This window comes from Undibacterium sp. Ji49W, from assembly GCF_049340205.1.
GTDB lineage: Bacteria > Pseudomonadota > Gammaproteobacteria > Burkholderiales > Burkholderiaceae_D > Undibacterium.
In genome coordinates, this window is the sequence record NZ_JBMPOW010000073.1 from 1 (window position 1) to 276 (window position 276).

At 55.1% G+C, this 276-nt stretch carries 1 protein-coding gene; it reads left to right on the forward strand.

Annotation, left to right across the window (positions count from 1 at the left end):
• Positions 1-276, forward strand: a 276-nt coding sequence (locus tag ACO0LK_RS27080; protein ID WP_422980619.1) for a hypothetical protein, incomplete at both ends; no start/stop codon positions are given.

A 276-nucleotide genomic window follows, 5' to 3' on the forward strand; every position in this document is an offset into this window, starting at 1 on the left:
TCATAGGCAATACCCCGCATCAACTGACGATTATTGATGACGTGGGTGGCATCAACAATATCGACCTGTCGCTGATTGCGATTACGGGTGGCAATCTGGTGTTTGATGTGACCTCGGCATCGAATGCGGCGGGTGGTGGGGTCAACAACATGACGACCTCGAATGCCATCACCACTTCGGGTGGCGCGACGGCGATCGCAGGTATTGTAGGGACATCTCCAACCAACGGTGGTGGCATTGCATTGAATCCGACGGTGTTGACTGCGGGTGGGGTGT